The sequence below is a fragment of the Acidovorax sp. FW305-C-20-28 genome, from assembly GCF_058783375.1.
In genome coordinates this window covers 82,791-109,495 of the sequence record NZ_JBYSYM010000017.1, presented here as the reverse complement: position 1 = coordinate 109,495, position 26,705 = coordinate 82,791, and the positions used below count along the sequence as shown (strand labels likewise).

Below are 26,705 nucleotides of genomic sequence, written 5' to 3'. Positions count from 1 at the left end.
CGCATCACAGCCAATGCCGTGCCAGCAAGGCCAGGCCCGCAAGCAACCACGCCGCGCCGTAGAGCCGCGCCCCGATGCCATCGATGGCATACCGATGGAAATGCACCTTGGGTGCACCATCCAAGGCGATGGCAGCGCCCACCAGCACCAGCAGCAAACCACCGAACGGCGCAAATGGGGCGGCCGCAGCCAACCCCATGCCGAACAGGCAGCTGAAGACCGCCCACAGGGCCTTGGCGGTAGTGCGCATCCATGGCGCAGGAGACAGCCAGCGCGGCAGGGTGCGGTCGCGGCGAAGCGCATGCAACAGGCTCATGGTGATGTGCAGTATCGCCGCTCACTCACTCGCCCAGGCCGATGGCCCCCGGGGCTGCACCATGCGAGGTCAGGGCACGGTGTAGTTCGAGCAGTCGGGCACCGGCGCATCGGGCACATAGGCGCCGGCCTGCGGAGAAAAGCGGTACAGCCGCTGGTAGCTGCATTGCGGGTCGGTCACGGTCACGAGGTCGCGCTGGCGCAGGGGCCGCGCGGCCAGCGAATCCTTGGAGCGCGACACACGCCCCGGGAACGAGGTGGCCTTGCTGCGGTAGCGCAGCACCGGCATGCCCGCAGCGGTTGTGCCTGCCAGGGCCAATGTGGCATCGAAGGTGTACTCGTCGTGGCAGGCGTCGGCGCGCTGCTTCATGTCGCGCTCGCTGAAGCACGCGCGTATCGACGCATGGCCGCTGTGCGGCACGCTCAGCACCTGCACCGGCGGCTGGCCGGGCACGAAGGCGATGAGGTGCAGCGTGGTGGCACTGGCACCGCCGCCGGAGTACATGCTGCGCTCCTGCACCAGCACACCTGCCAGGATGCCGCCCTCGAAGCGGATGAGCTGCGGCCATGGCGCCATCGACACGCTGTCGCCCGCAGTCGGCACGCCCGCCATCCGGTAGGCCGCCTGGGCTGGATCGCGCTGGCCGCCAGGCAGCTGCAGGCTGACGTCGGTGGTGCAGGCCTGGCCTTCACAGCCAGGTTGGGAGGGGGCGATGGCGACACAGAGCTGGTCGGGCGTGCAGCCGCGCGCCGACCCCTCTTCAGATTGGGTGACTGCCAGCGTTTCCATGCGCGGTGGTGCGGCGAAGGCGGGCAGCGATGGCACCAGCAGCGTGGCGGCAAGGAGGATGGATTTGTGCATGATCAGAATGGGGAGCAGCCTGAATTTCAGCACAACGCGCAATGATCGCCGCCAACGCATTCCCGAGGAGCAAGACGGTGGGTACACCGGCTGGACTGCACCCATTGGCCTACTAGACTTCGACTTTCGACAAAGAACCGGGAAGCCTTGTGACCTGCTACTGCACATTGATCATCCACTCATCGGACCACGCCAGCCTGCCGATGGGCATGTTTCGAGGCCCGGCAGTCAAGAAGTTCAAGTTCACCGACCAGGAGTCTGCCGAGCGCCGGGCAAGCCGCCAGCGCATGAGAGCCGCAGGTTTCAGGGAGCAACCCAATCTTCCTCGTTACTGGTGGAACCTGGATACGGATGGAAGGGTGGCGGGCGATGACGTCCATGTCCACTTGGCCTGGCTGCTGGGTCAACTGACGAAAGGCTCGCTGCTTTCTGCGCTGACAGCCCAGGGCTACACCTACTGGTTTTCCATGTTCTGGGGCGGAAACGGCACGGGTGGAGGCCCGTTGATCACGCACGAAGCCGTAGCGCTGCTGTCGCTGCACGGCGCCGAGATGGGAGTCAGCTTCTACTATGAGCATGCGCCGCTGGATGGCTCTGCCACTGGTGGCTCTTAGAGCGGCTAACAAAACTCTTCTGGCGTCGTTGCTGCGCCTTGTCGTACTACTCGTACTGCCTGCGGCGCAGCGCCTAGCCAGAACCGCTTCGCTGAGTTTTGCTATCCGCTTTTAGAGTTCCTGCTCTTGCCGACGTTGCATTCGATAGCACAGGACAAAGAACACGACCATCAACACCCCAGTGGCCCAGTTCAGGCGTTCGTAATGGGCGTTCTGCGCAGCCGTGATATATCGGTACAGACCATCGTGGTTGGTCACGAGCACTGTGTAATCGGCATCCGGCACGGCCTTCCCGGCCCGAAGGGTTTTATCGAACCAGTGCCGGGTGTATATAAAACAGCCGGGACCACTGCAACAGATCAAGAACTCTGCAAGACGAAGCAACTTGCTCACATGGAACCTTTTCCTTGATCGCGGCTTTTCGCCTATTCAGACTTTCGGTGTGATTGCAGATTTCACCAATGACACCGCGGCTCCAATGGTGGCTGCAACCAGGAAGCAGATCCCCATGCGCCGGATCGTTTCGAGTAACTTTTTCTGCTCCTCCCCGCACCTCAGCAGATACCGATGTCAATGCCTGATGGTGGATGGCTGCTGGCCCCTTGCCACTATCGTAGCGGGCAACGAGAGGGCGGTCCAACTCTGTGCGGCACGCATCGGCCCCCCAAATGCAAGCGGCTACCCCAGCCCCACCGCCCTCTTCATCTCCCCTCCCGTCAACCGCAGCCTCGGCCCGCTGAGCAGCTCGCACATGCGCGCACTGAGCGGTGCCTGCGCACCGTGCTGCGCGGCCAGACGCACCACCGCGCCGCAGATCGCGTCGATCTCGGTCACGCGGCCGGCCTCCAGGTCGTCCCACATGGAGGAGCGGGCGCTGGCGTCGATCTGCAGCATGCGCTTGGCCAGGCGGGTGAAGAGCCAGTTGGGCAGGCGCATGACCCTGGGCAGCATGTGCGGCGATACGGCGGTGACCTGCGCAGGGGTGATGCCGGCGCGCGCCATCACGCCCAGGGCCTCGGTCTGCAGGGCGGCAAAAACCTGGCGGCAGTCGCGGTCGAGCAGTTCTTCGCGCAGCGGCAGGTTGGACAGGGCGTTGACCGGGTTGTTCAGGTTGAGCAGCAGCTTGCCCCATTGCACGGCGCGGATGTCCTCGGGCAGCACGGTGGCCAGGCCGGCGGCGTTGAAGACGGCCGCCACGGGCTCGGTGGCGGCATCGCGCTGCAGCTGGATGGCGCCGGCCGTGGCGCGGTGCACCTGGGCGCCGCGCAGCACCACGTTGTAGGGCACCATGCCGGCCAGGGCCTTCAATGCGGGGGCCTGTGCCGCGATGCGGGCCACGTTGTCCACGCCGTTCTGCAGCGAGATGACGGGTGTGCCGGGCGCACAGGCGGCAGCCAGCTCGCGCGCGGCGCTCTCGGTGGCGCCGCTTTTCACGCAGAGCAGAATCACGGTGCCCGGGCCCGGCGCGGCCTCGGCCAGGGTGCCGGCCAGGCGCAGCTGCGCGGCGGGCACATGGGCGCGGTAGCCGTCGAGGTCGGTGACGGTGAGGCCCTCGCGTGCCAGGGGCTCCATGGCGTGGGGGCGGCCCACCAGGCAGACGCGTTGGCCCTGCGCCGCCAGGCGCCCACCCACATAGCAGCCGATGGCGCCTGCGCCCAACACGATGAAGTTCATACGATGCAGCCCCCTTTGATGTTGAGGCGCATTGTGGGGCCATGCAGCCGCCGCGTGTGCTGCCTATGCGACCTGAGTCGTGGCGGCGACAGGAAACCGCACCACCACCCGCAACCCGCCCAGCCGCGCCGAAGCATCGAGCGCCACCGTGGCGCCATGCGCCTGGGCGATGGCCTGCACGATGGCGAGGCCCAGGCCGCTGCCGGGGGCGCTGTCGGCGGTGGCGGTTTCGCGCACAAAGCGCTGCATCACGCGCTCGCGGTGCTCGGGCGCGATGCCGGGGCCGCTGTCTTCGACCACCAGCTCCATGGCGCCATCGGCAGTGCGCTGGATCTGCAGGTCCACCTGGCCGCCTTCGGGCGTGTACTTGACGGCGTTGTCCAGCAGGTTGCGCACCAGCATGCGCAAGGCCTCGGGCCGGCCGGGGATGGGCGCGGCTTCGGAGTCGAGCAGGCCCATGTCCATGCTGCGCGCCTGGGCTGCGGGGGCGGCGTCGGCCAGGGCGAGCTGGGCCACGGCGCGCAGGTCCACCGTTTCGGTCGGGCTGCCAGCAGCGGCCTCTTGCCGGGCCAGGGTGAGCAACTGCTCCACCAGGCGCGTGGCGCGGTCGATGCCGGCGGACAGGCGCTCCACCGCCAGGGCGCGGGCCGCATCGTCGTGGCCTGCGCGCTGCAGGCCCTGCAGTTGCAGGCGCAGCGCGGCCAGGGGCGAGCGCAGCTCGTGCGCGGCGTCGGCCACAAAGTGCTGTTGCGCGGCGAAGGCGCCCTGCACGCGCTCGAACAGCAGGTTGAGCTCGGTCACCAGGGGCTGCACCTCGTCGGGCAGCTCTTCGTCGCTCACGGGCGAAAGGTCATCGGCCTGGCGGCGCGCGAGCTGGCGGCGCACGCGCTCCACGGGCGCGAGGGACCGGCTCACGCCCCACCACACGGCCAGCACCAGCAGCGGCGCCATCACCGCCAGCGGCGCCAGTGTGCGCAGCGCCAGGGTGCGCGCCATGCCACTGCGCACGGCCATGTTCTGCGCCACCTGGATGACCTGGGCGCGTGTCTGCAGCGAGAACACGCGGTAGGTGCCGCCACGCGCCTGCACGTTGGTGAAGCCCAGCACCGCGATCTGCGGCAGCGCGGCGCCCACGGCCGATTCAAAGATGCGCAGGCCCTCGTTGGTCCACACCTGCACGATGAATTCGTGGTTCTCGTCCTCGCCCGAGAGGCCCTGCCCCAGCTCGCGCATGTCGGGCGGCAGGCCCGAGCGCAGGGCCAGCGCAGTCTGCTGCATGTGGTAGTCGAACAGCGTGTCGGCCTCGTCCAGCGCGCTGCGGTAGGCCAGCGCGCCCTGCACCGCGCCCGCGAGCAAAATGGCCGCGAGCAGAAAGACCAGCAGCTGTGCGCGCAGCGAGCGCGGCAGCAGCGCCTTCAGCGATCTGCGCCAAGGGGTTGCCAGTCGTTCCATCATCGTGCCCGCCCACCGCCCACGGAAGACAAACAGGGCGCGGCCTTGGCCAGTGCCCCCGTGCAAGGGCCGCCCCGCCGCACTGGGGGCGTCCCCCTCCCCGCATTGCGCAGCAATGCGAGAGAGAGGGGGAAGGCGCGAAGCGACTCAGGGGGGGCCATCACATTTTCGGTACGAGGTAGCCGACACCGCGCACGTTGAGCAGAATGTCCGCCCCCAGCTTCTTGCGCAGCCCGTGGATGTACACCTCCACCGCATTGCTGCTGACCTCGTCGCCCCAACCGTAGAGCTTGTCTTCGAGCTGCTGGCGCGACAGCACCAGGCCAGGGCGCGCCAGCAAAGGCTCCAGCACGGCCCATTCGCGGCCCGAGAGGACCACGGGAACGCCGTTGACGCTGGCCTCGCGCGTGCTGGGGTTGATGCTCACGCCCTTGTGCTCGTACACCGGCTCGGCCCGGCCCGCAGCGCGGCGCAGCAGCGCGCGGATGCGGGCCAGCAGCTCGTCGAGGTCGTAGGGCTTGAGCACGTAGTCATCGGCTCCGGCGTCGAGCCCCTCGATGCGCTGGGCCACGGCATCGCGCGCGGTGGCCACCAGCACGGGCGTGCGGTCCTTGCGCGTGCGCAGGTCGCGCAGCACGGCAATGCCGTCGCGCTTGGGCAGGCCCAGGTCCAGCATCACCAGGTCATAGGCATTGGCGCGCAGGGCCGTGTCGGCGGCGTCGCCATCGCGCACCCAGTCCACGGCATAGCCTTCGGCGCGCAGCAGGTCCTGCACGGCTTCGCCGATCATGGGGTCGTCTTCAACGAGCAGCAGTCGCATGGGGGCCAAGCGCTAATTCGAAATGCCAAGGAGCCTGCGGGCTACGCGCTCGAAGGAGGCAAACGCCTCATTGAAATGGGGCTTGAAGTTGCCGTAGACCAGTGGCAGCAGATTCAACTCGTACTCCGCGTGGGTTTGTGCTTCCGCGCGCACCTGGGTAAGAGCCTTCGCCAGCACGGCAACGGGGCTCTCCGCGAAATCCGGCTGTTGCCTGCCAAACTCGGCCACGTCCCCGGCCAGCAATTCATTGAATGCCGGTGCGCTGACGTCAACGATTTCAGGGTCGCGCGTCACGATGCAATGAACGTCGTAGATGTGTCGCACCAGCGCGGTATCCCAGGCCTGCAGCATCTGGCCGGAACGGTGCTGCGCAAACCGGCGCAGGAACGAAAGAACTTTCTCGGCCACGGAAATGGTCAACACCTCGAAAGGCGTTCCCTTGATGCCTGCCAGTCGATCGGCCAATGCCCACAGCGGAACGCGCGCTGGCGGTAGCGCCGGAGCACGCATGGTGAGTTCCAGTTGCAGGTTCGGCCGCAACCCGGTACTGACAGGGTATCGGCGCTCATAGGTCCACTGGGAGTGCATGTAGCGGTATTCGTTGAGCGCTCGCGCGCGCTCGGCATCTTCGACCAGGCCCATGTCGGCAAGTGCCCGCGCCACGCGCCCACGGACCTCGTCGCCGAGATAGCGTTTGAGCGCACTGCGACTCAAGGCTCGCCCAGCATCGGTGAGCACCACCTTGAGGTCGGCATCTTCAGACATGCGCTCGATCAGGCCGTAGGCTTTCGACAAGCTCGTACCACCGCAAAACACCAGGCTCACGCATTCAAATTGCAAGGCAAATATGGCCCGCAGCGCATCGGTCAGATGCTCGTCTTTTTCAAGCAAGGACGTGGTGATACCGCCGAGGCCCGATTCAGCGACCAGCGCTTCGATCAATTCGGCACGATCGTTGGCAAGCACCCTCATGTGCGCTCGTATTGAACCAGCTTGCCGTTGAATCCCAGCTTGCGCTGGATACGGCGTTTGCCCGTGTTGAGAACGATGCCCGAGGGCACCTGGGTACTGGTGCCAGCGTTGTACTCGCGGGTCTGGCGTGATTGCCCGGCCTGGATTCCGAACTTCTTGAGCACCTCAGGGGCCAGGACTTCCAGGGGTTTCGCGGGGATCGGCTTGCCCGTCAGCACACTGGGCTTGGCCTTCGCATACACGCCAACCCCGAGCTTGACCAGTACGCCTTCATCCCTGAGCTCCGCCAGCGCCCTACCCACTTGCGCCGGGCTGCCGAACGAATCGAACTCCGCACGCAGGAAGACATCGGCGTTGCGATTCGCCAGAGAACGCTTGAGGCGGTCTACGATGTACATAGCTGCAGCTCCTGCTTGTTGACCTTAGTATGCCATGGGCTGCAAGTCATTGAAACATAACTGTTTTTTCTCGCAAACCACGATCATCTACCGCAATGCATGACAGGGGCCGCCGAAGCAGCCCCTTTCACGCGAGAACGATCAGCCCAGGCGCACCGGCACAAAGATCTTGTCGCCGTTGCGCTCGATCAGCAAGGCGACGGACTTGCCCGCCTTGGCCATGGCCGCGCGCACCTGCTCGATGTCCTTGGCCGGGGCGCCGTTGATGGCCAGCAGCACGTCGCCGGGCTGCACGCCGGCGGCGGCGGCCGGGCCGCGCGCCTGCTCGATCACCAGGCCTGCGCCCAGGCCCGTCTCGCGGCGTTCATCGGCGTCCAGCGGGCGCAGCGACAGGCCCAGCTGGCCCTTGCCCACGGCCTCGTCGGCCTTGGCCACGGCCTTGCCCTTGTCGCTGGCATCGCCCAGGGTGGCGGTCAGCTCCACGGGCTTGCCCTGGCGCCATACCGACAGGCGCGCCTTTTGCCCGGGCTGCGCCTGGCCCACCCAGGCGGGCAGGTCGCCCGAGGCCACGATGGGCTGGCCGTCCACCTGGCGGATCACGTCGCCCGCCTGCAGGCCGGCCTTGTCGGCCGGGCTGTCCTTGGTGACGCTGGCCACCAGCGCGCCCTCGGGCTTGTCGAGCTGGAAAGACTCGGCAAACGCCTGGTTCACCTCCTGCACGGCCACACCAAGCTGCGCATGGCGCACCTTGCCGGTGGCCACGATCTGGCCCTTGATCTTGTCGGCCAGCTCGATCGGGATGGCGAACGACACACCCTGGTACCCGCCCGAGCGGCTGTAGATCTGCGAGTTGATGCCCACCACCTCGCCACGCCCGTTGAACAGCGGGCCACCCGAGTTGCCGGGGTTCACGGCCACGTCGGTCTGGATGAAGGGCACCAGGCTGTCATCGGGCAGCGAGCGGCCCTTGGCGCTGACCACGCCGGCCGTCACGCTGTTCTCGAAGCCGAAGGGCGAACCAATGGCCAGCACCCATTCGCCCACCTGCAAATCACGCGTGCTGCCCAGGCGCACCGTGGGCAGGTTCTTGGCGTCGATCTTGAGCACGGCCACATCGGTCTTGGGGTCGGCGCCCAGCACCTTGGCGCGGAACTCGCGCCGGTCGGTGAGCTTGACCATCACCTCGCTCGCGCCCTTGACCACGTGGGCATTGGTCAGCACCAGCCCGTCGGGGCTGACGATGAAGCCCGAGCCCTGGCCGTGCGTGGGCACATTGGGCTGCGCACCACCACCCGCACCGGGCACGCCGAAGCGTCGGAAGAATTCGTAGAACGGGTCATCGGGGTCCAGGCCGGGCGCCTGGCGCTTTTGCTGGCGCGCGGTGGGCTGCTCGTCATCGTCGTCGCCGTTCAGGGAGGCGCGGGTACTGCCCGTCACGCTGATGTTGACCACGGCCGGGCCGTTCTGCGCGGTGATCTGCGCAAAGCTGGGCAGGGCCGCGCCGGCGGGCAGCGCGGCCTGCGCCACCACGGGCGCCGGCGCAGGTGCCGAGGCCCGCGCCTGGTGCCCGCTGATGAGCCCGACGCTCGCGGCGCCCAGGGCCCCTGCGGCCACCAGCGCGGCGATCAGGCGGCGGGGAGTGGATGCGACAAAGCTGGAGGTGTCCATGGTGAATCTGCCTTTCCTAGCAAGGGATTTGCTGTGATGGAGGGCAGTTTCTGGGTGGACACTTAGGCGAAACTTAGGCGCCTGGCGCCGTTGGGTGAAGCGGTTCTGGCAGGGCAATAGCGGCTTGCCGTCTCTTGCGGTACGCGCGGATGCCGGGTGCCGCAGCGCGTCACGCAGTCCCGTCGGGACCGTAGTTGTACAGGTCAAAGTCCACTGGCAAATTCAGTGCGGCCAGGCGCGCGATCAATGGGCGGGACAGATGCAGGCCGGGGTTGGCACCGTGGTAGTACCCGACACAGTTGATGCCAGCGGAGTAGTCGGAAGCCAGCTCGCGGACAGCGGCTGCGCGGCCCTCCAAAAGATCCAGGAGCGATTCCAGGTAGTCTTGAAGAAGCCCTTCCCCACGCGCCAGTGGGCTCAGCAGCTCCCACCTGTTGGCCCGTGCCGGCGTACCGTTGCGTCCTTGCTCGCCCAGGCTGCGGGTAGAGCTTGGCGTGAGGCCAAGGCGAGCCGATATGTCGGCGTGGGAGACAAGGTAGCCCTCGACCCAAAAGTACGCATAGACGTCCCGGCGCTCTTGCATCAGTTCAGCCCCGCGCAATGTGCTGTGCGGCCCCTGCGGGATGGGTGCGGCGAGTGGATATTTTGGACACAGGTCTCTTCTGGGGGCTGCGCAGCGAAACGCTAGACAGAATTTTGCACCACCACCATCTCGTACGGCTCCAGCGCAATTGAATGGCCGTGGCACCGGCCCTCGGCCTCATCGGGCCAGGACTTGCGCACCCACGGCTGCCCGTACTTGTCGATCTCCTCGACGGTGAATACTTCGCCGATCATCGACAGCACATCGGCCCGTTCCTCCCCGGGCAAATCGTCCAGCCACTGGCCGGAAAGGGAGAGGATCTGCACCGTTGTGCCGACTTCCACCGGGCAACCATTGGTATCTTCAGGCGGCATGGCTGTACCTTGTCATCGTTGAAGACCTGCCCCGCTGCGATTGGCGAAAAGCAACGGCAAACCTCACAGTACCTCTCCCTGCAAACCTGGTGGTATTAACGACGCGTGATTGCGGTACACGGGGTAGATCAGGTGCTCCCCCAGACTGGCAGCGATTTCGACATGCGCACGCTGAATTTTGGCGGCCTCGGTGGGTGGTTCCAGAGACACCGCTTCAGCAAGGAGCCCTGCAAGCTGCTCCTCAAACGCCGAGCAGACGGCCAGAACGCGGCTGGCGAGCGCTGTGTTGGTGAACAGATTCGATGGTGCCTCGGAGCTGCGCATCACCTGGGCCGGCTCGGAGCATGGACCGTCTGGCAGCAGCTTGAGCGTGACGACATCGCCTTCCTTGACGTTGACAACCGGCCAATCGATATGCACCGACTCGGTGGGGTGGGTCTCGATGCCAACCAGGCGCAACACATTCCGAACGCCAGGCTCGGTGCTGCGCACTTCGGTGTTCAGGTGCGCGCTGACAAAGCCGCCGGTGGCCAGGCCAGCAGTGCCAGCGGGTTGGTCATTGAGCAAGGCCTGAATACGCATGATTCGATCACTGTGGTGGAGGCAGGCCTACTGTACTGGAACAAACCCTTCCATCCCGAGCACCGGCCGCCAAGCGGCGCACGGCAAATGGGGGATGGCCCACGCACGCAGCCCTGCCCCAGAATGGAACGGAACTGCTTTCACTCCCCAGCCCCACCGCCATGCACCCCTTCAGCGCCTTGCCCCTGCGTACCGCCCTGCCGAGGCTGCTGGTGCCGGTTGCGGCATGGCTGGTGCTGCTGTGTACCGCGCCCACCCCGGCGCTGGCCACCACCATCAGCGCAGGGACCGAGCACTCCTGCTCGGTGTCCGACGCGGGCGTGGCGACCTGCTGGGGCGCGGTGCCGCTGGATGTGAAGGCCGTCCACCCCACGGGCCTGGCCGACATCCGGGCGGGCAACGGCTTCAGCTGCGCGCTGCTGGCCAGCGGCCCAGCGCCCAGTGCCTCGGTGGCCAGCGGCTCGGTCATCTGCTGGGGTGGCAGCAACGCGTTCAGCCAGACCGGGGCGAACACACCGCTCAACCCGGGCCAGCCGCTGCGCTACCTGAATGCGGACCGCAGCAGCACCCTGCTGGCCGCCACGCAGATCGCCGTGGGTGCACGCCATGCCTGCGGCCTCACGCGCGAGGGCGATGTGTACTGCTGGGGCGATGCCGGCCAGGGCCAGCTGGGCCTGCTGCAGCCTGCCCAGGCCATGACGGGCTACGCCGTGAAGGTGCAGGGCCTGCAGGGCGCCGTGCGCATTGCGGCGGGCAACGCCAGCACCTGCGCGGTGCTGCGCCCCGGCAGCGTGGTGTGCGTGGGCACAGGCAGCCTGCTGGCACAGCCGCAGGACGACCCCGGCGCGCCCCAGGTGCTGCCCGGCATCAGCGACGCGGTGGACGTCTCCCTCTTCGATGGCCACGCCTGCGTGCTGCGCGCTGGCGGCCAGGTGGCCTGCTGGGGCCGCAATGGCTTTGGCCAGTTGGGCACGGCCGCCAGCCCCGGCACGCAGACCACGCCCGTGCCAGTGGCCGGCCTGCCCGGCCCGGCCAAGGCGGTGGCCGCCGGCTACGGCTTTGCCTGCGCGCTGATGGTGGCGGGCACCGTGCACTGCTGGGGCAACGCTGCGGACTACCAGCTCGGCGTGGGCTACCTGGCCAACGGCGTGACCACGGCCTTCGGCCAGGTGGTGGGCATCACCGACGCCACGGCCCTCAGCGCCGGGCTCACGCATGCCTGCGCGGCGCTCGATGGCGGCTATGTGCAGTGCTGGGGCACCGGGCCCGCGCTGGGGCACAACCTGTGCCGCACCTACGGGGCGTTCTACCCGAACACCGGCTACCAACCGTCCGCCAACCCCACGTTCTCCCTCGCCATTTGCGACCCACCACGCTCGGCCACGCCATTTGCCGTGGGCGCGCTGGCGCCGCTGGAGGACGCCTACCGCGTACTCGACTGAGCCGAGCGCACCCTGCCCGCCACCTTTCCCGCACTGGGCAGGCAGCGCTTCGACGAGACCGGGCGCAACTATGTGGGCCGGCACTATGCCAACGGCCGCACCCTCGCCGTCAACGGCCACGGCACGCCCCACCTGATGTACCTGGGCCCCGAGACCAACGGCCAGTTGCAGGACCTGGGCACCCTGGCACGGTGGGTGCGCGAGGCGCGCAAATAGCCAAGCCACAGCGACGCGACAGGTCAGGCGGCGCCTTCTTGCTCAAGCGTCCGCTGGATGGACTGGAGGCCCGCCTGCACCATGGCCTCGATGCTGGGGGCTATTAAATCGGGCAGCACGTCCACGGACCAGATGAACCGGCAAGACCCCGGACCTTCCGGCACCACCTGGGCAGAGGCGTTGTGGTGTGCAATGCGCTCACTGATCGCCGACCAGGAGACGCGCCGATTCGACTCGCTGATGGCGACGATGCGCTCGGTGGCGCTGACCCCATTGGCGAATTTGAGGATGCGGGCACTGCCGTCGAACTCGCACTCGACCACAAAACCCCGCACCAGGCGGGTGTGCAGGTTGCCAACGTCACGCAGTGCATCCCAGGCCTGGTCAGCCCCGACATTGAGCAAAATGGTGTGAGAGAAGTACGCCACGGCCGCCTCCGCTTTGGTTGGACAGGCGAAGTGTCTGCAAAAGCTGGCAGTTTGGCTCGCCGAATTCGGACATCTTCATCCACGCCCTTGCGGTCCAGGAGAGCCGACATGCGCAGCGCAGGCACGGCGCGCACCGCCGCTACGCACCGCGCGCCATGCGCTCGATCGCATCAAGGGCCATGATGGCCGGATAAGCCTGCAGCGCAGGAAAGCGGCTGCGGTGGTAGCAATGCCAATAACTCGTGGCACGCCGCCGGGTGGTGGCCATGAACCGCGGGTTCTCCTGCGCAAATACGGCAAGCCGCTCCGGGCCGCGCTCGTGGACGTCCGCGGCGATCACCTCGACGATCTCGATCACGTACTCGCCCAGGAGCTGGACGACGAACGGGGCCAGCCAGGGCCGGTCCACGGCAACGATCTGCCACAGGCACTCCTCACGGACATACCCGTTCCAATGCCGGGTGCCCAGGCTGAGCGCCAGCAACCGGGTGTCACCGCTGGATTGCACGATCGCCGCATGCAGATCGCCCGGCTCGCAGTAGATGCGGCCAGGAGCGCTCAACGGCTCCCCGTGCACGGAGACAGTGAACCCGGGATGAATGGCAGACGCAAACCCTGCGGCGGGATGTGCGTCGAGCAGCGCCAAGGCGGCCTGCTGCAGCGCGGCGGGGAAGATGGGTGGGTAAGTAGTGGTCATGGGCGCAGCCAGATGAGAGCTCCGTCGATCGCCGACGGCAGCGCCTGGCTGCGGGGCGGATGGCTCCGCGCAGGGGTCCATGCTAACGCAAGCGCGATGGCTGGCCGCCAGGCCCGCGGGTCACTACATGAACCGGTACACGATGGCCCCGCGCTCCACCTCGCCCGGCGCCAGCCAGCGCTTGGGGAAGGCCGGGTGGTTGGGCGCATCGGGGTACTCCATGGGCTCCAGGCAGATGCCGTCGCCGGGCTGCCAGAGCCAGCCGGCCGTGCCCTCGGCGTTGCCGCCGCGGCCCCGGTCGCGCGCCGGGTCGGCCTTGAGGCCGTGGCCTGCGTACACCTGCACGCCGGGCGCCGTGCTCCACACCTGCATGCTGCGCCCGCTCACGGGCTCGCGCAGGCGGGCCGCCAGGCGCAGGCCCGGGCTGCCAGCCGGCAAGGCAAACGGCGCGCGGGCCGAGACGCCGCTGCCGAGCACCAGGTAATGGTCCAGCCCACCGGCCAGGGCCAGTTGGTCGCTGGAGGGGTTGGCAGGCTGGGCGATGGCTTCGCCCACCGTGCGCAGCTCGCGAAAATCGAAGACCGTGCCCTGCACCTCCTCCACTTGGCCCAGCGGGCACAGGTCCAGCGCCAACGGCACATAGTGGCTGGCCGGCACCTGCAACTGGTGGCGGTGCGTGCTGCCATGGCCCGCCAGGTTGAAGAAGGCATGGCCCGTGATGTTGGCAATGGTGGGCGCATCGCCCCCAGCCTCGGCCGTCCAGGCCATCTGCAGCGCGTTGTCGGGCGTGACGGCGATGCGCACCGTGAGCCGCACCGTGCCGGGCACGCCGTCATCCTCGGTGCGAAACACATGGCTCAGCACCATGGCATCGGCCTGTACCTCGTCCACCGCAAACACCTGAAAGCGGCTGCCGCGCGGCCCGCCATGGTGGTGGTGCGGGCCGCTGTTGGTGGGCAGCTGCAGCGTCAGCGTACCGCCGGGCAGCGCCAGTTGCCCGTTGCGCACCCGCCCGGCCCAGCGGCCGATGAGCGCGCCCATGGAGAGCTGGCCGTCCAGGTAGCCCTGCAGGCTGTCATAGCCCAGCGCCACATCCACCAACCCGCCCTGCCCGTCGGGCACCGCAATCTGCACCAGCCGCGCGCCGTAGTTGCTGATGGCCACCTGCATCCCGCCCTCGCCCCGCAGGGTGTAGAGGTCGGTGCGCTGGCCGTGCAGGTCTTGTTGGAATGCTTCGCGGTGGAGGGTGTGGGGCATGGGGGGAGTTTATGCGGGGGAGGGGGAGAACGGTATCCACCAGCATACCCGGCGCGGGAGGTTCAGTCCCATATGGTTAGTTCATCGCCGTGGTGATCCCGCGTCGCTTTGAGATAATCTGACAATGTCTTCTCGTCTAGACACCCTGATACAGCCACCGACTTGAGTAAATTCTCCATCGGAGTTCTATCCGTCATGCGTGATGCTGCAGAGCGATCAGGGACAATCAAATAAGCGGTCCTCTTTAAGTGTCTTTGGCGCAAAGAGAATTTTTCGCGAGTAACCTCAATAGTCTCACCATTGCATTTGAAATATCTTCGTCCTTGGATGGCTGAGTCCATGTAGCGCCCATCGAACAGCGTAGCGGCATCGGCGAAATCTTCGTTCGGTGAAAGTCGCCCGACCACAGCGCCATCGGAGTCCATCCATTGAAACGGCTCGTCCGCAGCCGCGAGAACGATAAAAAAGCTCCTATAACTACGACTGAGGTCTCGGTAGGCAATTATGTTTTCTATGAGGAGTTCATCAAGGTTATTGAGGAGCCAACGATGGCCCTCCAAACGGATGAATCTGACGCCTTTATCGTCACCTCCGTTCATGTACACACAGCAAAATTCCTCAACTCTGCATTCACGCGAAAAATTCGTGAGGAAATCTGTTATATCTTCCAACTTTGTCGAAAACCAAGTTTTATCAATCTTGTCGTAGGACATGCAGATGGCACGCTCCAGATCGTCTCCACGCAAAGTAGCATCGCGCCCGGGATTTCTAATTTTTTTTATCATTTCGCCCACCTTGGCAACACTCTGAAGTCGGGCAGTCGCGTCGTCAGGAAGACACGCATCAACCACCGCATCTAGTATGCGCAAATCAAGATGGGACGTGGAGGTCGAAAATCGTTTGCGACCTACACCTCTGTGCGTGCTGCCTGTTAAAAACCATTGAATGACTTGCCCAAGCGAAAACAGGTCGTTGGCGGGAATGGGGACATTTCCAGGGATACCTTGCTCCTTAGGACTAAAGAGGTAGTTACCCAACCGCTCGCCTTCACGCGTCTCGGATTCACGAGGAAAATCTTCTGAGAAATGGGCGATCCCAAGATCACCAATGACAAATGAATCCGAAGATTCATCAAAAAAAACATTCTCAGGCTTCAAGTCGCGATGGATGACCTGACTCGCGTGTAGATGGTCCAGGCCATTCAGCAGGTCTCCAAGGAGCTTCATCGCGCGCTTAGCCCGCTCCTCCTCCTCCAAGTCACTAGGCAGAGCGCCAATTTTCTTAAGACTCTTCCCATAGAGGCGCATGACGATCAGCGAAAATGTGCGTCCACTCAATATGCATTGGTCAAAGTGAAAGCTCCGCGCCACATTGGGATGAGTTGGAAGCTGTGCAGTACTAAAAAACTCATCTCTAAGGCGTCCCAATTTGCGAGCATCTTGGTGCTCTAGGAACTTTACAGCAAAAAACAATGGCCCTTTTTTGAATTTCAGTACGTGGGCATTTCCGCCCTGACCAATCATTTCCTCGAAGATGAATTCTCCAACGTCAGTACTCAATTCCGGAGTATTTTTGAAGTATTCGACAAGTCTGAAGTTTGACATTTTTTCCAATTTGTTATCCGGTATTTTTCGACGATGCGGTTGCAAGCAGTTATCATTCGAGGACTAAATGAAACTGCTAAAAGGCAACTCCTCGCGGTGATTCACATGAAAAGACGGTAGTCGTACGATCGATCAGAATACCTGTCGAGCAGTGCTCCGATCCTGGCAACGCGCCTCGACGTCTCAATGGTGGCCGGAAGCTGTCCGTAGAGATCGAAGCTGTTGAAATTCATCTTAGAAAGACCCAGGATTTCGGCAGCCAATGTCATCAAGTCGCTAGTTCCGGCGTGCCGCGTCAGTACAAGAGGTGCTGGAATTCGTCGCTTACCTTGGTAGTACGAGCGATTGGCTCTGAGCGCCGTCGAGGCGCCATGCACCCACAGAAGCGCAGTCACATCGTCCACAACGATCGTGGTGCCTCGATGAATTGGGTACCCGTCGATCTGCAGAGTGCCCGTCCTGTCGGCCTTGGACGATACATACCGCAACGTGTCGTCAATGTGGATTTGTAGGAGTTCCACACATTCCACCCCCTCCAAGCCCGCTTGCAATCCCTCGCGCTCCTCCTTCAAGAACGGCGTCTGCTTATGGACGACAACGCGCTTGGGCAGCCTGAGATTGGCCTCAAAGAAAAGCTCTCTTATGCCTTCGCCGAGACGCCGTGCATCGTCGAAGCCCATGAAGGGGTTCTTTCTGCGCATGATCGGGTTTTCGATCTTGCTCAGTCGGAACTGCAGGCCCAGTCCGTTGGGGCTGTAAAGGTGGCTACAGCCCAAGATGACATTCCCCTCCTCACCGGGCCGATGCCGCAGGCTATATCCGATGCCGACATAGGCGGAGTCCCTGTCCAAGCCATCAAGTGCCCAGGGGCTTCGCATGGCTTTGGCATAGGTGGCTAACGAGAGCCACCATCGAACCCTGCACTGCTGCGGGTGCTCAAGGGTGTCCTCCTCCAGAAACTGAGTGGCGATGCCTTGTGGGATGGCCGATGCCTTTACGAAGTCATGCAAGTCGAACTTTTCGCCCTCCGCGTCATAGCTTCGGAGCGCGGTCCACCGGGCTGGGACAAATACGAAGATCACACTGGGATTCGCCGCCGCCTTCAATGAGGAAATGGCTGCCGCTATCCGCGCACCCAGCTCACGTGCGGACGCCCTCGTCCAGTCGGCGGGCTCATCTATACCAACGAACCCTTTACCGCCCGGTTGCGTCACCTCCAGTCCACACTTGAACGCATTGCTGAAGCCCGGAAAGGTCAGCAAGTAATCTTCGTCTGAAGGGGTGGGGGCAACTGTCTCTTGCAGTTTGCCGAGATAGTCGCTGACTCGGCGCCCATCCCTCGAAGGAGCGATCAGGGCAACGCGAATTTTGGGAGCGATGCCGCTGTCGGTTAACAATGCGTCGAACGGCCGATCTCGCATCAAACCCCGGATGGGATGGGTATCGAACGCGGTGCCTTTTCCCGACTTCGGCAAGAAGGCCAGCCGAGGCTCCTTGATTTGCAACCCCACTTGAGAGGCTATGCGCTCATGCTTGTCGCTCAGCCTGACCGATTCAGCGCGCTCATCGGTGATCTTGGCAAAGAAAGGTCGATTCGAGACGGAGAACTTGACACCTTCATCAACGTCAGGAAAGCGAAGCGCAGTGTCGCGATCAGGCAGAAGTCTCTCGCGCCAGAATTCGAGGGCCACATTGAACTCAGCGTTGTGCTGGTAGCCGAGTACTTTTACTTTGACTGCGTTGGCCACTATTCGCGGCGCTTCCTTGCCTTCGGCATCGGTAATGAACAGGGTCGGCTTCAACACAAGCGCCAATGCACCGCTCACAGTCTTGACCTGCAGAATGACAGCCCAATGTGCAGTCCATTCCCGTCGCTCCACCCAATGCTTTCTAATGTTATGGGGGTACCAGATCAGACCTTCTCGATCGCATGGTAGCCCTGATTTCGCTGCCAGCGCCAAAGCGATAGCCCGTCGCATTAGGCTGTTGGCCGTCCCATCCTCGTATCGCAGGTCCTCGTCATTGAGTGGCACTCGTTTCACGTCTGAAGCGAGGTTTCCGGCGAAAGCCCGGTGAATCTGCTGCGGTGAGGCAAGCGCATACACCCGGCCTCGGAAGGGCGCGGCAACGAACCCATGCTCCTCACCAAGTGCTCGTAGCTGAGCCCAGACCGTTCCACGAGTTGGCCATTGGCTCAGGTCGAACTCGAGCAACTCACCAGGGGGCTGCATCGGAAATGCATTGCTCTTGACCAGACCGCTCACCGGCAGGTTTGGCAGGGAGAAAGCCGTCCGTTGTGTCGTGGGCGCCTCCTTGAACCTATCGAGGATAACGTCCACCCGATGCCGATCATCAGGTGGCGTCACATGCAAGGTGATGCGTCGCAGTACGTCGTCGAAGCCCACCCCAGGCACGAGGAAACGCTGCGGTTCAAGGCCAGTTGGGGTCTCCAGCACCCTTGCCACATCGCCGGTAGCCGCAGCGTCACCATATTGCGTCCAGAACATGGGCAGGCGTTGCTGTCCATGGTCCCGATATGCATCCAGGAATGCCTCCATCACGCTCGCGTCTCTGCCGCTGTAACCACAAACGAGCACGGGATGGGACCTCAATAAGGGGACTAGTGCCGCACGGAGTTCAGCCTCCTGTGATGCAAGCTCTGCCTGAGTGTTCTTGAGCGGGTCGTACCTGTAATCGCCATGCATAGAAACACACTGCAATTCTCCCAAGGCCATCGGACGCATCGCGCGCTCTTTCGAGTCCTGCCCAACCTCGACCGCGGCAACCCCATGGGCGGTTGCAGCTCGTGCGACAAGTCCATCGAAGTTTGTCGTCCAAACCGAACTCACCAAACCGCGCCTGGCTAGTTCCGCCAACAACTGGTAGCCCAGGCCGGGATTGGCGGCCTTCACCCAGTTCTGGAAATAGCGGCGGCGATCATCACTGCGCGTGTAACACTCCTCGATAAACACCGAGTACTCATCCGCAGCACCCTCCTTAGGAAATCGCTGCAGAGAATCCAGCCAGAGCTGAATTCTCTGCCGAACAGAAGGCAGTGAGAGTTCATCAAACTGTCGCTCAAGCCCAGGGTTGTTGGTGAGGAAGATCGACCGCTTCCACTCCCAAATGCATTGGGTGGCTGATGGCATTCCCGAACTCATGGAAGCACCTGCCCCTAAAAAAACCAGTAGCGGCTGGTCTTTCAACATTCCTATCGAACGCACCATCGCGTCCACCGACAGTAACTGGATCAAATGCAGTACTCCGCTTGTGCCACGCTCCGAATGGAACAACAGTCGCTTTCAACACGCCGAGGCTTTCACCGCTCCAGAACACTAATACGGAGGAAGGCCTCTTTCCCCTGTGTTAGTGCAAGCCCCGAAGGTTCCCACCGCCCCCCGTCCCATCTTCCGCAGCAGCCCTAGGAGACGGACCATTTGGAGTTTTAAAACCCGAGCAGAAGCGTCGAACGACGGCTGTGTCATCACCATCCACGTCCCGCGAGACCCGACTGGTTGATCGCACTCTAGAGGTGGGCGTAGTGCATCGTAACCATTTGCTACAGCAACGCAATTGATTTGTTGCCCCCCAAACGGGTGACGCCGGAACAGCATCTTGCTCCCCCTGCTGTTTGCAGCCCCTCACCCCCTGCACGCCTGGATGAAGCTGTTCAGCTCCCCATCCCGATCATGCTCATGCGGGCCCACATAGCGCGGCTCGGGATACACCGCCAGGTTCACCACCACCAGCTGCTCTGCGCGGTGGATGTAAATGCGCTGGCCCGAGTGGCCCATGGCCAGCATGGCGCCGTCGTCGGTGAGCCACCAGCCGTAGCCGTAGCCGGTGATGCCCAGCGAGCGGCGCGCGGGGTGGAAGTCTTCGGGGACGTCGAAGGCGCGCGTGGCCATGGCATCGACCCAGCCAGGGGGCAGGATGGGCTGGCCGTCCACCACGCCATCGGCTGCCACCAGGGCGGCCAGGCGGCCGATGTCGCGCAGCGACATGCCGGCGCGGCTGCCGGCGATCTCTTGGCCGCCTTCGGATTCGAGGGTGTAGTAGGCGTCGTCTTCCATGCCGCAGGGCTGCCACACCTTGGCGGCCATGTAGTCGGCCAGGGGCTGGCCGGTGGCGGCGCACAGCACGCAGCCCAGCAGGTAGGTGTCGCCGGTGTTGTAGTGCCAGTGGCTGCCGGGGCGGTGCTGTGAGGGCAGGGCCTGCAGCATGGCGAGCACGCCGCCGGGCACCTTGTCGGCCAGGGACTTGCTGTAGCGGTTCACGTCGGATTGCTTGTCGGTGTAGACCTCGGACCAGGCGACGCCGGAGCACATGGTCATGAGCTGCCGCACGGTGACGCCGGCGTAGCCGCTGCCCTGCAGTTGCGGCAGGTAGCGCACCACGGGGTCGTCCACGCTGGCGATGGCGCCGTCGCGCACGGCGGCGCCCACGAGCAGCGCTGTCATGGATTTCACGGTGGACATGGTGCTCCAGCGCTCGCCGGGTTGCAGGCCCAGGCCGTAGCGCTCCAGCACCACCTTGCCGCCTTGCATGACGAGCAGGCCGGCCACGGCGTTGCGGTCCATGAAGTCTTCGACGGTGCGCGGCTCGCCGCCATGGGTGTAGTGCGGCAGCAGTTGCAGCTCGGGCCCGCGCACCACGGGCCGGGGCGCGCTGCCGCGGCGGATGGTGCGGGTGGCAAAGAGCTGGTCGACGATGCGGTAGCCGTAGGCCTGCAGGGGCGGCGACCAGAGCAGAAAGTCTTCGCTGCGCGGCAGGTGCACGCGGGGCTCGGCGGTGCGGGTGGGTTCGACGGAAGGCGGGTTGGAAGTCATGGGGAGCTCGGTGGTGCGGTGCGTCGTCGTCATCACAGTGATGGGTCTCGGAACCTGGTCACTCGTTCTGGATACCCAGGCGCGCAATGATGGGGCCCCACACCGCCGCTTCGTCCTGCATGGTCTTGGCCACGGCTTCGGGGCCCAAGGCGGTGGGCGGGTCCATGAACAGGGTGCCCATGCGGGCCTTGACGGCGGGGTCGGCCCAGAACTTTTTCGTCTCGGTGTTCAGGCGGTCCACCACGTCCTTGGGCGTGCCCTTGGGCACCATCACGCCGTACCAGCCGCCGGCAGGGAAGTCCTTGAGCCCGGCCTCGTAGACCGTGGGCACCTGGGGCAGCGCGGGCGAGCGCTGGCTGCCGAACACCAGGAGCGGCACCACCTTGCCGCCCTTGGCCTGGGGCACCACGCTGGTGATGGCATCGGCGGTGACCTGGGTCTCGCCGCCGATCAGCCCCACCATGGCCGGCGCCGCGCCCTTGTAGGGCACGTGGGTCATCTTGAGGCCAAAGTGCTGCAGAAGGAACTCGACGTTGAGGTGCGTGGAGTTGCCCTTGCCGGCCGAGCCGTAGTTGAGCGTGTCGGGCTTGGCGCGGGCCAGCTTGACCAGGTCGTCCAGCGTCTTGATGCCCGAGGCCGGGCTGACCACCAGCACCTGCGAGGTGCCCGCGAGCATGAGCACGGGGTCGAAGTCCTTCACCGGGTCGTAGGCGAGGGTCTTGTACGAAAAGCGGTTGAGCGACATGTTGGACGTGCTGCCAAACAGCAGCGTGTAGCCGTTGGCGGGCTGCTTGGCGACGTAGCTGGCCGCAATGCCGCCGTTGGCACCGGGCTTGTTGTCCACCACCATGGGCTGCCCGAGCGACTTGCCCACATGGTCGGCCCAGGCGCGCGCCAGGCCATCGGCAGCGCCGCCGGCGGCCACGGGCACGACCACGGTGATGGGGCGCGCGGGGTAGGCCTGCTGGGCCTGCACAGGCATGACCGCAAGGCCCGCAAGAGCGAGCGCCAGCCCGGAGAAGAGACGACGTGTGGATGAAGCCATGGTGCGTGCTGCCTTCGCAATGAGTGGATGCCAGGCCATGCTAGGCACCGGGCGGCAGTACGTCCAATGCATAATTATTTGAAAACGCATTACCACAACTCATGCCCATGACCATTGGAGCCCCACCATGAACCTTCAGCAGTTCGAGCATTTGCTGGCCGTGGCCGAGACGGGCTCCTTCAGCCGCGCGGCCGAGCAGTTGTACCTCACGCAGCCGGCGCTGAGCCGCAGCATCCTGGCGATGGAGGACGAGCTGGGCGCCCCGCTGATCGAGCGCGCGGGCAAGCACAAGGCGCTCACGCCGCTGGGCGTGCTGGTGGCGGCGCGGGCGCGGCGCATCGGGCTGGAGGTGTCGGAGCTCAAGCGCAGCGCCAGCCTGCTGGCGGGGCTGGAGATCGGCGCGGTCAAGCTCGGCCTGGGCCCGGCGCCCACGGCCATGCTGGCGGTGCCGCTGCTGCAGCACATGCTGGCGCGGCACCCGCGCATCCAGGTCACGCTCTCCAGCGGGCCGGCCGAACTGCAGCTGCAAAGCCTGCGCGCACGCACGCTCGATGCGCTGGTGATCCACCGCCGCACCCTGCCCCCGGCCGATGACCTGGAGGTGGAGCTGTTCCCCGACATGCGCCTGGGCTTTGTGTGCCGCAGCGGCCACCCGCTGCACGGCGTGGCGCCGGTGCCGTGGGCCCAGCTGCGCGCCTACCCGCTGGCCGGCACGGGGCTGAGCGACGAGGCGGTGCACAGCCTCAATGCCCACTTTGGCCGCAGCGCGCAGTTCGGCAAAACCCTGCAGATCCAGTCCGACGAGGTGGCCTGCCTGCTCGACGTGGTGCGCAGCACCGACGCCGTGTTCCTGGGCACCATCGAAGCCGCCCGCGCGCTCATCGACCAGGGCGAGCTGGTGGAGCTGCGTCTGGCCCGCCCGCTGCGGCTGACCTCGCAGTTCGCCTTCGTCACGCTCGAAGGCATAGCGCAGGCGCCGGCGCTCAAGGTGGTGCGGGACTTCTGTGCGCAGCGCATGGGGGGTGGCGGCGGCTGAGGCGGCCCCTGCGCGGGCGAATGGCAGGGGCCGGGCGGCCCCCGCCCTCACACAAACTCGATGCCCTTGTTGATAAGCCCCACCAGGTCGATGCGCGTGGCATTCGCCTCCATGTTGCCCACCATCACGGCCGCGTCGCTGGCCGACAGGCCCTGGCCCAGCAGGGCCACCAGGGGCTGCAGCTCGGCGCTGGTGGCGGGGCGGCCGGCCACGTTGGTGAACAGCAGTTGGGCCACCTGCGCGGGCGTGCTGGCGCCCAGGGCGGTGAGGCCGATGGCGGCCAGGGCCTGTGGGCTCATGCCGGCGTCGAGCGCGCGGATGGCCTCGCCCACCAGGGCCTTGTTGGCCAGGGCCGCGGGGCCGCCCAGGGCGCCGAGCATCCTGGCGGCCTGGCCGGCGTGGCCGGAGAGGTCCAGCGCGAGCTGGGTGTCGGTGAGCTTGACGCGCTCGACGTTGCTCATATCCACCATGGCGCCATCGGTCAGGCGCTGCAGGGTAGTGCTGCCGTTGGCGTTGTGCTGCACGTAGGTCTGCGCCAGCGTGGCGGAGACGACCACGGTGTCGATGCCGGCGCCTCCGTCCACATACCGCGCCAGGCCCAGCGTGGGGGTGATGGTGTTGTTGCCGGCGTCGCCGCCCGCGGCCACCTCGCGCACATCCACCGGCACGATGCCAGCACTGGCCATGCCCTCGAGCAGTTGCGCCGTTGTCTTGCCGGCTGCCTGGGTGGGAAAGAGCTGGGCGAACGCGCTGGCCACCTGTTCGGCACTTTGGCCTGCCAGCGTCTTGATGACGGCGCCTTCGCTTTGCGTGAGGTCGCGGCCCAGCCATTTCTGGAACAGGAAGGCCGCGGCCCGCTCGGCCCCGCTCTGGGTCAGGGTGAGGATGGGGCCGGTCTCGAAGCGGATCTGCTCGACGTCCACGAACCAGTCGGAGACGCCGCTGGTGTTGTGCGTGAGCCGGACGCCGCCCCCGCTTTCGAGGTACAGGGTGTAGTCGGCGCGCGCCCCTGGCTGCAGGGCCACGTCGAAGCCGGTGCCGCCGTTCAGGTGGTCGCTGCCTGCGCCGCCGGAGAGGATGTCGTTGCCCGCACCACCGAACACGGTGTCGTCACCGGCATCGCCATAGACCTGGTCGTCGCCGGCCTCGCTGCCGATGGTGTCGTTGCCGGCGCCGCCATGCAGGATGTCGTTGCCGGGGCCGAGCACCATCCACTGGGCGCTGGCGTCGCCGCTGACCATGTTCTGCCCGGCGCCACCGACCAGGCGCACGCTGCCGACCACGGCGACGAAGTCGACGTTGTCGACCTGCACCACCGTGCCGCTGGGCAATGCGCTGGCATCGATGATGACGGCCTGCTTGCCGTCTGCGGCGGATGCGCTGCCCTGGATGACCAGGGGCTGCGAGCCGTCGTAGCCCGGGCCCAGGGTGGGCTTGATGATTTGCACGCTCAGCCGCTCATTGGTGCCCAGGGTGGCGTAGAACACGTTGCCGGCGTTGGTGAGCTCGCTGTTGGGGCCGGTGACGCGTTCGATGCGCAGGCCGAGTTCCGCCAGGGCCGCGGCGCCGCTGCTGCCGCTGGCCAGGCCTTCGGCCGTGAGGCCCACGCCGGCGGGCACGCTGACGAAGAGGATGGGGTGGCCGTCGGCGCCCTGGACGAGAGGGATGTCGGCCAGCGGCGAGGCCGAGCCCGGCGTGTCGGTGCGGCCCGGCGGCACCACGGGGATCGTGGTGACGGTAGCGCCCTGCGGGCCGGCGGCCGTGGTCACGGCCACACCGTCGATGGTGGTGGCGGGGGGCGGGGTACCGGTGTCGGGCGGGGGGTTGGTGTTGACCTGCAGGATCAGCGGGCTTGCCGCCGAGTTGCTGTTGCCGGCCTCATCGGTGAACAGGCTGCCGCCCAGGCTGGCGGTGATGGGCTGCTTGCTGCCGTCCGGTGGGGTGACGGTGAAGGTGTAGCGGGTGCCGCTGCCACTGAAGGCGGAGACGCTCCCCCCGGTGACCACGACGTCGGCCAGGGTGAGCGCGGCCGGGTCGCTGAGCGTGAGGGTGATCTGGGCGCTCTGCCCGTAGCCCACGGTACTGGCGGTGCTGGAGAAGGTGGCGGTGGGCGCCATGGTGTCGATGGCGTAGGCGGCCGAAAACGGGGCGCTGTAGTTGCCCGCGGCGTCGGCCACCCGTACGACCAGGGTGGAGCTGCCCGACAGGGTGCGGTTGGTGGACCAACTGACGTCGCCGATGGAGGTGGTCAGGGGGGTCCAGGTGGCGCCATGGTCCAGCGACAGCTGCACCCTGTCGCCAGCCACCAGGGGCGCGGAGAGGTTGCCCGAGATGGTTTGGCTGGCGACATTGGTGACCAGGTCGCCCGCCTTCCCGGTGTCGGTGAGGAACGATGCGCCGCCGGCCGCAGCGGTGGGCGCCACGGTGTCGATCAGCAGCGCGGGGATGGAGCCCGCCGCGCCCGCATTGCCTGCGGTGTCCGTGTAGCCACCATTGACGACGATCGTGGCGTTGCCTGCCGCTACCCCGGTGGTGGGTGTGAAGGTGGCGGTGTAGACCAGGGGGTTGCTGGTGGCGGCCAGGGGCCCCATCGTGCCGCCAGCGGCAGCGACGTTGCCGCTGGAAAACCCCACCGGCGCCTCGCTGAAGGTGAAGCTGATGACGGCCGGCGTGACGCCATTGGCCGTGCCGACATCGCTGGTGATCGAGACCGTGGGCGTGGACTGGTCGAGACTGTAGGGGGTGCTGGTTTCGCTGCCGACGTTGCCTGCGGTGTCCACCACGCGCACCTGCAGCATGCCGCTGGCCGTGAGAACGGTGTCCAGCGACCAGGTGGTGCCCGCCACGATGGCCGGGGCCCAGGTGCCACCGCCGTCGAAGGAGACCCGCACGGTGTCCATGGCCGCCAGGGGCTGGGAGAGGTTGCCGCTCACGGTTTGCGAAGCCACCCGGGTGATCAGGTCGGCGCCGCTGCTGCCGGAGTCCTGGCTGAACCGTGGCTGCCCGACGAGCGCGGCCACGGGCACCAGCGTGTCGTAGGTGATGGCCGGGCTGGCAGCACCCGTGCCGGCATTGCCCGCCGTGTCCTGGTAGCTGCCCGCGGTCACGCTGACCGTGGCGGTGGTGTGGTTGGCGCCTGGCGGGGGCGCGAAGGTGGCGGTGTACTCGAGCGGGTTGCCGGCTGTGGCCTTCAACGGGCCGAGCGTGCCGCCGGTGGTGGTGATGTCGTCTGCCGCGAAGCCGATGGGCGCCTCGCTGAAGGTGAAGGTGATCTGCGCCGTGTCGCCGACCTTGAGCGGTGCGGCCGCGCCGTGGGTGATGGTGACGCCGGGTGCCGACAGGTCCAGCGTGTAGGCCTGGCTGGCAATGGCACCGTCGACGCCCAACCCGTCGCTGACCTTGAGCGCGATGCCGTGGCTGCCGGAGAGCAGTGCGGCCCCGCTCCAGGCCAGCGTGCTGCCGCTGGCCTTGCTGGAGATGTCGGTCCAGCTGGTGCCCCCATCGAGCGAGCCCCACAGCGTGTCGCCCGCGTCCAAGCCGGCGCTCAGGGTGGCGCCGACGGTCTGGACCTGGGTGGTGGTGATGAAGTCGCTGTGGCTGGCGCCGGTGTCGGACAGGAGGTGGATGGCGCTGAAGGTGATGCTGTTGCTCATGCGGTTCGCGGGGGTGCGCAGGGCCGGTGCCGCCAGCGGTGCTGCGGCCATGGAGTTTGCTGCCTGCGTGGGGTGTGTATGTAGTGCCTGCTACATGCAGGGTAGCAGCACTGGCCGGCCCTGTCTGTCCCCAGAACTGATGACATGGGCGCCAGGCCGGGCGCGGGCGCGTCGCCCGCCGCGC

24 protein-coding genes are annotated in these 26,705 nt (G+C 65.8%); 4 read left to right on the top strand and 20 right to left on the bottom strand.

Annotated features, from left to right (window positions below; genetic code table 11):
* Positions 1–4 precede the first annotated feature (4 nt).
* Both AC3WOH_RS19730 and AC3WOH_RS19725 read right to left on the bottom strand, forming a co-directional pair.
* Entirely contained in the window at positions 5–316 is a 312-nt protein-coding gene (locus tag AC3WOH_RS19730; RefSeq protein ID WP_492231019.1) for a hypothetical protein, read from the bottom strand.
* A gap of 69 nt (positions 317–385) precedes the next feature.
* Complete coding sequence (locus tag AC3WOH_RS19725) at positions 386–1,177, bottom strand: hypothetical protein (RefSeq protein ID WP_492231018.1); 792 nt, start codon at positions 1,175–1,177, stop codon at positions 386–388.
* A 149-nt stretch (positions 1,178–1,326) separates the two neighbouring features.
* Between AC3WOH_RS19725 and AC3WOH_RS19720 the strand changes: the two genes are divergently transcribed.
* Positions 1,327–1,791 carry a hypothetical protein gene (locus tag AC3WOH_RS19720; RefSeq protein ID WP_492231016.1) on the top strand — a complete coding sequence of 155 codons (465 nt, stop codon included), beginning with the start codon at positions 1,327–1,329 and terminating at the stop codon, positions 1,789–1,791.
* Positions 1,792–1,902: 111 nt separating this feature from the next.
* On the opposite strand, the gene AC3WOH_RS19715 is transcribed toward AC3WOH_RS19720, so the two are convergent.
* The 10 genes from AC3WOH_RS19715 to AC3WOH_RS19670 all read right to left on the bottom strand — a co-directional run bounded on the left by AC3WOH_RS19715 (position 1,903) and on the right by AC3WOH_RS19670 (position 10,314).
* On the bottom strand, positions 1,903–2,184 hold the full coding sequence (locus AC3WOH_RS19715; protein ID WP_492231014.1) for a hypothetical protein: 282 nt from the start codon (positions 2,182–2,184) through the stop codon (positions 1,903–1,905).
* Between the two features lie 285 nt (positions 2,185–2,469).
* Positions 2,470–3,465 (bottom strand): 2-dehydropantoate 2-reductase, encoded by a 996-nt coding sequence (locus tag AC3WOH_RS19710; protein ID WP_492231013.1) that lies wholly within the window; start codon positions 3,463–3,465, stop codon positions 2,470–2,472.
* A gap of 63 nt (positions 3,466–3,528) precedes the next feature.
* Positions 3,529–4,917, bottom strand: coding sequence for an ATP-binding protein (locus tag AC3WOH_RS19705; protein ID WP_492231012.1), 1,389 nt, complete (start codon positions 4,915–4,917; stop codon positions 3,529–3,531).
* A gap of 160 nt (positions 4,918–5,077) precedes the next feature.
* Positions 5,078–5,737: a response regulator transcription factor gene (locus tag AC3WOH_RS19700; RefSeq protein ID WP_492231010.1), complete on the bottom strand. Its 660-nt coding sequence runs from the start codon at positions 5,735–5,737 to the stop codon at positions 5,078–5,080.
* Between the two features lie 12 nt (positions 5,738–5,749).
* On the bottom strand, positions 5,750–6,709 hold the full coding sequence (locus tag AC3WOH_RS19695) for a nucleotidyl transferase AbiEii/AbiGii toxin family protein (protein WP_492231009.1): 960 nt from the start codon (positions 6,707–6,709) through the stop codon (positions 5,750–5,752).
* Positions 6,706–7,107, bottom strand: a complete 402-nt coding sequence (locus AC3WOH_RS19690; protein WP_492231007.1) for a DUF6088 family protein — start codon at positions 7,105–7,107, stop codon at positions 6,706–6,708. The genes AC3WOH_RS19695 and AC3WOH_RS19690 overlap by 4 nt, the downstream gene beginning before the upstream one ends.
* A gap of 141 nt (positions 7,108–7,248) precedes the next feature.
* Positions 7,249–8,775, bottom strand: a complete 1,527-nt coding sequence (locus AC3WOH_RS19685; protein ID WP_492231006.1) for a DegQ family serine endoprotease — start codon at positions 8,773–8,775, stop codon at positions 7,249–7,251.
* Between the two features lie 169 nt (positions 8,776–8,944).
* Positions 8,945–9,358 carry a DUF4279 domain-containing protein gene (locus AC3WOH_RS19680; RefSeq protein ID WP_492231004.1) on the bottom strand — a complete coding sequence of 138 codons (414 nt, stop codon included), beginning with the start codon at positions 9,356–9,358 and terminating at the stop codon, positions 8,945–8,947.
* Between the two features lie 101 nt (positions 9,359–9,459).
* Entirely contained in the window at positions 9,460–9,732 is a 273-nt protein-coding gene (locus AC3WOH_RS19675; protein ID WP_492231003.1) for a hypothetical protein, read from the bottom strand.
* Between the two features lie 63 nt (positions 9,733–9,795).
* Positions 9,796–10,314, bottom strand: a complete 519-nt coding sequence (locus AC3WOH_RS19670; RefSeq protein ID WP_492231002.1) for a hypothetical protein — start codon at positions 10,312–10,314, stop codon at positions 9,796–9,798.
* A gap of 161 nt (positions 10,315–10,475) precedes the next feature.
* Here AC3WOH_RS19670 and AC3WOH_RS19665 point away from each other — a divergent pair, with 161 nt between their 5' ends.
* Entirely contained in the window at positions 10,476–11,756 is a 1,281-nt protein-coding gene (locus tag AC3WOH_RS19665; protein ID WP_492231000.1) for an RCC1 domain-containing protein, read from the top strand.
* Between the two features lie 72 nt (positions 11,757–11,828).
* Positions 11,829–11,972 carry a hypothetical protein gene (locus AC3WOH_RS19660; RefSeq protein ID WP_492230999.1) on the top strand — a complete coding sequence of 48 codons (144 nt, stop codon included), beginning with the start codon at positions 11,829–11,831 and terminating at the stop codon, positions 11,970–11,972.
* A 23-nt stretch (positions 11,973–11,995) separates the two neighbouring features.
* Here AC3WOH_RS19660 and AC3WOH_RS19655 read toward each other — a convergent pair whose 3' ends face one another.
* The 7 genes from AC3WOH_RS19655 to AC3WOH_RS19625 form a co-directional block, all read right to left on the bottom strand.
* Positions 11,996–12,400, bottom strand: a complete 405-nt coding sequence (locus tag AC3WOH_RS19655; RefSeq protein ID WP_492230998.1) for an SRPBCC family protein — start codon at positions 12,398–12,400, stop codon at positions 11,996–11,998.
* Between the two features lie 139 nt (positions 12,401–12,539).
* Complete coding sequence (locus tag AC3WOH_RS19650; protein WP_492230996.1) at positions 12,540–13,097, bottom strand: hypothetical protein; 558 nt, start codon at positions 13,095–13,097, stop codon at positions 12,540–12,542.
* A 123-nt stretch (positions 13,098–13,220) separates the two neighbouring features.
* On the bottom strand, positions 13,221–14,354 hold the full coding sequence (locus AC3WOH_RS19645; protein WP_492230995.1) for an aldose epimerase family protein: 1,134 nt from the start codon (positions 14,352–14,354) through the stop codon (positions 13,221–13,223).
* Between the two features lie 62 nt (positions 14,355–14,416).
* On the bottom strand, positions 14,417–16,003 hold the full coding sequence (locus AC3WOH_RS19640) for a protein kinase domain-containing protein (RefSeq protein ID WP_492230993.1): 1,587 nt from the start codon (positions 16,001–16,003) through the stop codon (positions 14,417–14,419).
* A 56-nt stretch (positions 16,004–16,059) separates the two neighbouring features.
* Positions 16,060–19,251 (bottom strand): SIR2 family protein, encoded by a 3,192-nt coding sequence (locus AC3WOH_RS19635; RefSeq protein WP_492230991.1) that lies wholly within the window; start codon positions 19,249–19,251, stop codon positions 16,060–16,062.
* Positions 19,252–19,599: 348 nt separating this feature from the next.
* The gene (locus AC3WOH_RS19630) at positions 19,600–20,820 is read right to left on the bottom strand and encodes a serine hydrolase domain-containing protein (protein WP_492230990.1); all 1,221 of its coding nucleotides are present in this window, start codon (positions 20,818–20,820) and stop codon (positions 19,600–19,602) included.
* Between the two features lie 25 nt (positions 20,821–20,845).
* Positions 20,846–21,832, bottom strand: coding sequence for a Bug family tripartite tricarboxylate transporter substrate binding protein (locus AC3WOH_RS19625; protein WP_492230988.1), 987 nt, complete (start codon positions 21,830–21,832; stop codon positions 20,846–20,848).
* A 127-nt stretch (positions 21,833–21,959) separates the two neighbouring features.
* On the opposite strand from AC3WOH_RS19625, the gene AC3WOH_RS19620 reads away from it, so the two are divergent.
* Positions 21,960–22,868 carry a LysR family transcriptional regulator gene (locus AC3WOH_RS19620; protein WP_492230987.1) on the top strand — a complete coding sequence of 303 codons (909 nt, stop codon included), beginning with the start codon at positions 21,960–21,962 and terminating at the stop codon, positions 22,866–22,868.
* Positions 22,869–22,915: 47 nt separating this feature from the next.
* On the opposite strand, the gene AC3WOH_RS19615 is transcribed toward AC3WOH_RS19620, so the two are convergent.
* A complete protein-coding gene (locus AC3WOH_RS19615) occupies positions 22,916–26,572 on the bottom strand; it encodes an Ig-like domain-containing protein (protein ID WP_492230986.1) in 3,657 nt (1,218 codons plus the stop codon).
* Between the last annotated feature and the right edge of the window lie 133 nt (positions 26,573–26,705).